This window comes from Paenibacillus pabuli NBRC 13638, assembly GCF_001514495.1.
GTDB classification, from domain to species: Bacteria; Bacillota; Bacilli; order Paenibacillales; family Paenibacillaceae; genus Paenibacillus; species Paenibacillus pabuli.
This window is the reverse complement of the sequence record NZ_BCNM01000049.1, coordinates 1-6,388: the sequence shown is the minus strand read 5'-3', so window position 1 is coordinate 6,388 and position 6,388 is coordinate 1. Positions and strand designations below refer to the sequence as shown.

Sequence of the window (6,388 nt, the reverse complement as noted above, 5' to 3'; positions counted from 1 at the left end):
TTGGTGAGATGCTCTTTAAACTTATGAATTAAATCACCTCTTAAGAATATTGGGCCAATCACATTTGGGCCTCCTCTTTAAAAAAATTCTGTGCTTTCACCTAACGTTTGTGCATTCACGACGTCGAGAGCCTTAGCGCGATGCGCTTAGGCTCTCAGATGTGTCCCGGCAATCGCTTCCTCGCTCCCTACTTCCGGGACCAAGGGGCGTCACCTGAGGCATGAATGCATAGTTAGGTGATGCCACATTGAACTACCTACAAAAATCCATCTCAATATAAGGGACATCATTCTTGATATTATTCAAATAAAATTTCAATGCTTCTTTGTCCCAATCACTCCAGTTGTTATAATTATTAAAATCATAACTTCTATAAATCGCTGAAACTACTCCATACTGTCTAAGATTAATAAAATCAGGTATTAATTTTAACCAAGTATTATCAATTGTATTTTCTTTTACATACCCATCCATGAAATTATAATAATACCTCTTGGTTATCTCTAACCTTTGTTTTCCGTCTACTACCCAGGGGATCGGAATTTCATAGAATAAAGGTATAGCAATATCACTAACAAACCAACTGTATTCGGCGTCATCAAAATCAATAAATAGTACATCATCGTCTACGTTCAAATAATTCCCATGATTTAAATCACCGTGGATAATTCCATACGAATCCGTATTCTTTGGAAGCCGACTAAGCTCTTTTTTAAGAATTTCATATTTGTCAATTACATAAGAAAGTTCCTCAGGTAAATACTTTTTCATATTGATTAGTAACTCTTTTTTATGCCAATGTCTCCTGTTTAAGTCATGTGTTAAATTTAACTTCTTTGAAAATCTATGCATTGCACCTGTATACTTACCGATTCTTTGATAAAACATATCACTTTCTTCGGCGATTCTAGCCTTCCTTCCACGGGAATATTCAAAAGAAGTCGCATAAAATTCCCCATCTTTTATTTGCTCTATAAAATTTCCATTAATAGAGATTATAACTTTAGAAACAGATACATTATTATCAGACAAGTAATTAATAAAATTAATTTCAGATAAAAGTTCTTCTTCAGTTCGATGTGATTTATGTGTAACACGGAGGACAACACTTGTTTCGTTTGACTTCCCAAAATAAACAAAATTTTGGAATCCTTCTAAATCTTTAAGACTTGATTCATTAATATTAAAATTTTCTGCCGCTTCTTTAAGCACTTCCCTAGTAAAAAGTTCTTTAACATGCTTTTCCATAACGTTTCTTCCTTTCTCTTCGCGGTTTCGCCTAACGTTCTCGTATTCACGAACCCTTACTGGCTTAAGGGCGTATGCCCAATGCATGAATATTATGTTATCAGAAGTGATTGCCCTCCTCGAATAGTTGCAAAAAATCTTTTATTCATTCCCTTGTTTTCTTAGAAGAGCTTTTAAAAAAGATTTCTCTGTCATTCTATGATATGCAATTAATTCCCCGTTATAAACTACATTAAATACTCCGTAAGGAGTAGGAGATAACTCCATCATCTGTGTCCGATCTTGAAAATGAATAATATTTGGATGAATATTTGCTGTATTAGCTGCTTTAATAAGATTTTCTGTAGCTACATCCAAATATGGACATTGATCCGTTCTTAATATAGTCAGCCCTTCAGCAAATCTTGCCAAACGTTCGTTCCAATTTGTAGGTAAATATGGTAGTAGCGCATCTTCGAATGGATATACATATAGTTCAAATGAATGCGGTCCACTTTCAACAAATGAAAAGCCATTTCTGATAAATATATCTTTACTAGGCGCCCATCCAGTGTCAGCATTCGTCAATACAGCTACTCCCTTCATTTTCCGTTGTCTGGCCTCTTCTAAACATAACTGAACTAGCTGAGAGCCTAATCCCATTCCTGGAGTTCCAACCCATATGCAGTGAATAACCATATATTCGTCAGCATAAATTGCCCTCCAGGAGTAATGGCCTGGGGCATACTCAATAAAACCCAACGTCTTTTTTCCATCCTTGATTTGCATATATTGTAGTCCTCGATCAAAGTTCTCTTCAGTCCATTTGACCTTTTTTATGTAACCGGAATGATTTTGCATACTTCTCATACAGTAGCTACCGTGTTGGTCAATATTATTCTTGATTATATCTAGACGTTGATTCATTAAATTATCTCCCTCATCATACTTCAATTTCTAAATGTAGTTCGATTATTCTTAACTCTACTTACATATGTTCTTACGATCATTTCTGATAACGTTCTTGTATTCACGACGTCCCACCACCTTAAGCCTGAAGGGCGGCCGCGATGCAGTTAGGTGGAGGGATGTGTCCGGCTGAATTCGCTACCTCGCTAGTGAAATGCCCCTCCGAATCCACATCTAAATTCGGCCGGACCGAGGGGCGGATGCCCCGAAGCTAGAATATGGTGTTATCAGATGTCATATGCCCTCTCCGAATTATCTTATATACTTCAATAGTCATTATTCAGGTCTTTCTTTAGAATATCCATAAGTATCCCTGTAATGTTTTCTTTCCTCGGTGAAATCCCACCATTGGTTCCCACAGTAACTATTATTAGCGCAATATATAACGAATCTAAATTGATCTTCAACACAAGGATCAATTCTTTCCCCATACAAATGTTCTAAATCATCAAATAATCTGGCGCCATCTTTATCTCTTATTTCATTCAATGAATAATAACCTAACATTAATAAATCCTTTGCAAATTTAGGTCCAATTGAAGGTAAACTTTGAAACTCAGATAAAGCCTTTATTTCCTTGGCTCTATTTTCTGAAACATTCATAATTAAGCAAATCTCGTTATTTGTTAATTTATAAATTTCACTAATTAGTATTTTATTTTTTCTTAACTCCTTTCTCTCTTGAGTAGTTAATTCTAGTATTGGAGTCTTGTTCTTTTTCATTCTCTTACTCCTTTTAGAGGCTTCTATACTTGCAAATGATTTCTGATAACGTTCCTGTATTCACGACATCCAGCGTATGCTGGGTATGTCTGCTGAATCTGCTTCCAAGAAATCCATCCAACAGACCAAGGCTCTGTGAGGAGCCGCTGCTTGAATATTATGTTATACGACGGAATCCCTTCTCTGATTTACTAACATATTTTTTCAAATTCTATTTATGGAGTCATTCTTTTCTAAAAGTATACTTTATCCAACTCTTAGTTAAAAAGAAATCTTCGGGTAATTTAAGTTCATTTGAATCATAAATATCATCAAGTTCTAGTTGGTCAATCTCACTATCATTTATAATTTGCTTTCTTAATAATTTTTCAATAGGGATTGGATCGTTAGCAGTATTTCCAGCTCCCACTTTACAACTCATCCATTTAATAATCCATTCTGAAAGTGTATCCCACTCTTCACATTCAAAAGTCTTACTAGTTTGTCCAATAGGTATATCCTTCTCAATATTAGTAATAGAATTGACTTTAATGCCGCCTCGTGATTCATCTACTGTCATTACAAAACTTCTTTGCTTGATTGGTTCGAATTGCGATGCTTGTTGTATTTGATCTCGCAAAAGTTGTGCCTTATAATTTTCACTTTTTTTTAATTGGAGCAACGATGTTTTTGAGAATTTGAGGTCTGGGATAGAAATTGTAACTTCTAGATCTGAACCATATTTATCCGTTTAATTTTTACCTTTTCTATGTAAAATATACTGTTTAACCTCTACTTTATAAACTTCAGTATTTCCTACATCGCAATTCCTTCTCGTCTTTGCTAAAACCTCAGTAAGTCTGTTTAAAAATGCTTCCTCACTACATGGTCTGCCAGCTAGCCATTTCCTTGTTTCATTTTGTATTTCTTTTAACATTACTCCAAGAATTTTATCGACATTTAAGTTATTCATAATTTCTCCTTCTATAAGGTTGCTTCTTCAACAATAGCATTTTGATTCTGTCGTATAACGTTCATGTGTTCACGACGTCCCACCGACTAAAGCCACAACGTGGCCGGGCGCGATGCGCTTAGTCGGTGCGGATGTGTCTGGCTGCTACCTCTTCTCCGAAATCCCTCTGTCCGATGCGTTAACACCGTGTTATATGTTTCCTATGCCATCTAGAATTACTACAAGGTTAAGATCGATAATTTATATCAAATTCACCATATAATGATTTTGTAAAGCCATCAATTCCTGGATAAATAGTTTCACTAGATATATTCATTAACTTTAATTCTCTTCTAATTTCATTATGAAAATCTTTTGGAATATTCACTTTAAGCAATGCACATTCCTGATTCAATAACTCTATTAAATCTTCATCATGATTATCAATTATCTTACTTATTGGTAATTCCTTTCTAAATCTATTTACAGTTAAGGACAGATTGTATTCAAATGCTTGAAGTCCTTCAAATGGAATAGCGAATAGACCTTGCTGACTGGAGAGTCGCTCATGTATATTAAAGGGCTCAATTAACATTACAAGTGGGCTTGAAGTTTGTTCAATTAATTTTTCATTACAATATTTTCTTGTCCCAAAATACTTCTCATCCTCTAAACCTCTCCATTTTTCTGTTTCAAGACCCTTCGCATTGATTAACTTTTTATTTAGGCAAAAGACAGTGGATTCTTGCAATGCCTGATCGATTGAAAAAAACAAAGCCACAAAGTATGAATAGGAAAAGTCTAATAATCTCGTTGGTCCTCCATGATGTTGTATTAAAGATAACCACTCTAAAACATTCTCTACTTCTGGAGGCTTTTCCAAGTAATGAAAAGCTCTACGTTGAAATTTTTCAATAATGTTTCTTTCAATCATTGGAATATCTCTAATATTAGAGTTATTGATTTTAGCTCCTCTTTCTAATGTAGTTTGTAATGACCATTGACTATTTGATTGTCCCCTAAATACCCACTTTTCAATGCTTCTAAATAACTTTCTGCAGTCTTCCCATGAATTAATCGTATACTCACAGAAAATATTATCACTTTGCTTACTCATAAAAACACCTCTTAAGTTATTTTTTTGATGTTAGAATCAGATTATATATAATTGTAAATTGCTTTTGCATAGGTTCCACATAACGTTCACTGTATTCACGACCCGACGTATGTCGGGTATCCGGTGAATGCCGGATCAAGGGCGTATGCCCGCAGCGTGAATATGATGTTAGATGATGGATAAGTCTTCGTTGAGTTGCTCTCCAAATGTTCAATAGGCTCTTTTATGATTGACACAAAAGTATTTAATCCCAGTCCAAATATGCTTGTATTTCTAATTCTTCGTCCTTACAGTCAGGACACTTTAGAAAATTCTCTTCTATTTCATCTAGCAAAGGCTTTTTAGGCATTTGCATATGACAACATGGACACTCAAAGTTATTTGTATAAGAATAATCTTTTGATGTTATATGCAGAAATGTACGATTTAATAAGTATCCACATTGTTGACAAACATAAAGCCCGTCATAACATTCAAAACTTGTATCTTCTTCATTCATATATTTTAAGATTTGTTGCCGCCCTTCTTCTTGTTCATACCATTCCAAAATACTTTTCAAATCTATGTAGTTAAAACCAATTCCTAAAGAAACATTTTGATTGTAAGAGCACTGTTTGCAATTTAATGTATAAGCCACTCCCATATAAATAACCTCTCTCTTAAGAATGGATTTTACTTATCTTTCAACTAACGTTCCTGTATTCACGACCTAGCGAATGCTAGGTGTCCGGCGAATGCCGGGCCAAGGACGAATGTCCGCAGCGTGAATATTATGTTAGCTGATGTCACTGCCTTCCCGAGAAGCCTTCAACAATATTTAAAAAATCACTAACTTACCTGAAGGCCATTTCCCTTCCCATCCACAAGGCAGATGACCTATAGAATAGATATATAATATTTGTTCCGAGTAAAATCTATTATATTTTTTTCTCAACTTACTTAAATAACTGTATTCCATAATTATATTTAAGATATCCCATCTAACACATGCACTGAATACATCCTCTAGTTGGAACTCATTTCGAGTTCTATCCAGTTGCTCGCTTAACATCGTATTGATAATTATCTTTGCTTCTTTGACTATGGCATTCCAATGTAAATACTCTTTCGAAAAATTATTATGTAAATACAAAGTCAACTGATTTCTGGCCTTCAAGTTGTTTCTTCCCATTCTCGAGAATTATAATGTTCAGACGCTTCAACCCAAGAATTAGTATATATTACGGTATCACTTTGATAATCTCTTATTCCACATTTACTAAACCACTGAATTTGATATAGCATTTTTATTATTTCTTGGTTGATCTCCACGTAATAGCTCCCTCAAAATATTGATTTTGCAGTGATTTCAGCTAACGTTCCTGTATTCACGACCCAGCGTTGCTGGGTGTCCGGCGAATGCCGGACCCAGGACGAATGTC

Annotated in this window: 8 protein-coding genes; all 8 read right to left on the bottom strand. The window is 34.9% G+C overall.

Features of this window, described 5'->3' with window-relative positions; all coding sequences use genetic code 11:
* Nucleotides 1-252: 252 nt before the first annotated feature.
* The 8 genes from PPA03S_RS31815 to PPA03S_RS33150 all read right to left on the bottom strand — a co-directional run bounded on the left by PPA03S_RS31815 (nucleotide 253) and on the right by PPA03S_RS33150 (nucleotide 6,278).
* On the bottom strand, nucleotides 253-1,335 hold the full coding sequence (locus PPA03S_RS31815) for a phosphotransferase enzyme family protein (RefSeq protein ID WP_062330030.1): 1,083 nt from the start codon (nucleotides 1,333-1,335) through the stop codon (nucleotides 253-255).
* Between the two features lie 54 nt (nucleotides 1,336-1,389).
* Nucleotides 1,390-2,154 carry a GNAT family N-acetyltransferase gene (locus PPA03S_RS31810; RefSeq protein ID WP_062330029.1) on the bottom strand — a complete coding sequence of 255 codons (765 nt, stop codon included), beginning with the start codon at nucleotides 2,152-2,154 and terminating at the stop codon, nucleotides 1,390-1,392.
* A 318-nt stretch (nucleotides 2,155-2,472) separates the two neighbouring features.
* Nucleotides 2,473-2,919, bottom strand: a complete 447-nt coding sequence (locus PPA03S_RS31805; RefSeq protein ID WP_062330028.1) for a helix-hairpin-helix domain-containing protein — start codon at nucleotides 2,917-2,919, stop codon at nucleotides 2,473-2,475.
* A gap of 223 nt (nucleotides 2,920-3,142) precedes the next feature.
* Nucleotides 3,143-3,478, bottom strand: a complete 336-nt coding sequence (locus PPA03S_RS31800) for a hypothetical protein (RefSeq protein ID WP_062330027.1) — start codon at nucleotides 3,476-3,478, stop codon at nucleotides 3,143-3,145.
* A 171-nt stretch (nucleotides 3,479-3,649) separates the two neighbouring features.
* Nucleotides 3,650-3,871, bottom strand: a complete 222-nt coding sequence (locus PPA03S_RS31795) for a hypothetical protein (protein ID WP_062330026.1) — start codon at nucleotides 3,869-3,871, stop codon at nucleotides 3,650-3,652.
* Nucleotides 3,872-4,097: 226 nt separating this feature from the next.
* Nucleotides 4,098-4,967, bottom strand: coding sequence for an FRG domain-containing protein (locus PPA03S_RS31790; protein WP_062330025.1), 870 nt, complete (start codon nucleotides 4,965-4,967; stop codon nucleotides 4,098-4,100).
* A 244-nt stretch (nucleotides 4,968-5,211) separates the two neighbouring features.
* A complete protein-coding gene (locus PPA03S_RS31785; protein WP_062330024.1) occupies nucleotides 5,212-5,610 on the bottom strand; it encodes a hypothetical protein in 399 nt (132 codons plus the stop codon).
* Nucleotides 5,611-6,119: 509 nt separating this feature from the next.
* Entirely contained in the window at nucleotides 6,120-6,278 is a 159-nt protein-coding gene (locus PPA03S_RS33150) for a hypothetical protein (RefSeq protein ID WP_157284483.1), read from the bottom strand.
* Nucleotides 6,279-6,388 lie beyond the last annotated feature (110 nt).

What these genes read in the sequence shown, in the direction of transcription:
- PPA03S_RS31790 (WP_062330025.1), bottom strand. Translation starts at nt 4,967, where the DNA reads ATGAGTAAGCAAAGTGATAATATTTTCTGTGAGTATACGATTAATTCA.
- PPA03S_RS31805 (WP_062330028.1), bottom strand. Translation starts at nt 2,919, where the DNA reads ATGAAAAAGAACAAGACTCCAATACTAGAATTAACTACTCAAGAGAGA.
- PPA03S_RS31795 (WP_062330026.1), bottom strand. Translation starts at nt 3,871, where the DNA reads ATGAATAACTTAAATGTCGATAAAATTCTTGGAGTAATGTTAAAAGAA.
- PPA03S_RS31815 (WP_062330030.1), bottom strand. Translation starts at nt 1,335, where the DNA reads ATGCATTGGGCATACGCCCTTAAGCCAGTAAGGGTTCGTGAATACGAG.
- PPA03S_RS31785 (WP_062330024.1), bottom strand. Translation starts at nt 5,610, where the DNA reads ATGGGAGTGGCTTATACATTAAATTGCAAACAGTGCTCTTACAATCAA.
- PPA03S_RS31810 (WP_062330029.1), bottom strand. Translation starts at nt 2,154, where the DNA reads ATGAATCAACGTCTAGATATAATCAAGAATAATATTGACCAACACGGT.
- PPA03S_RS31800 (WP_062330027.1), bottom strand. Translation starts at nt 3,478, where the DNA reads ATGACAGTAGATGAATCACGAGGCGGCATTAAAGTCAATTCTATTACT.